We start from the raw sequence: 259 nt of genomic DNA, 5'->3' as shown, positions 1-259 counted from the left end.
CCGGACGCGTCAATCAAGCGCGCCGGCCATATCATCGCGGATACGATCGGTGTCAGCCGCGCTGGCGCGCGCCAGGAGCCTATGGTTCGCCTGGATGCCATCGGGCGCGATCAGGGCAGGACGGGAAAGGGGCCGCGCCATGGCGCCACGATATTCAGCCCCTCGATTGTCCGGGCCGACCCGGAATGGGCGGCATTTCTCAATGCCACAGCTGGAAGCTTTGTCGAGCTCGATGAGGGAATGCGCCCCACTGGGCACC

1 protein-coding gene is annotated in these 259 nt (G+C 66.0%); it reads right to left on the bottom strand.

The window, feature by feature from the left end; all coding sequences use genetic code 11:
• Window positions 1-9: 9 nt before the first annotated feature.
• On the bottom strand, window positions 10-259 hold a 250-nt coding region (locus WDW90_RS40015), incomplete at its 5' end, for a hypothetical protein (RefSeq protein ID WP_336493106.1).

Origin of the sequence: Methylobacterium nigriterrae (assembly GCF_037106235.1) — a bacterium.
Classification (GTDB): Bacteria; Pseudomonadota; Alphaproteobacteria; order Rhizobiales; family Beijerinckiaceae; genus Methylobacterium; species Methylobacterium nigriterrae.
The sequence above is the reverse complement of the archived record's forward strand: the minus strand, read 5'-3'. Positions and strand labels throughout refer to the sequence as shown.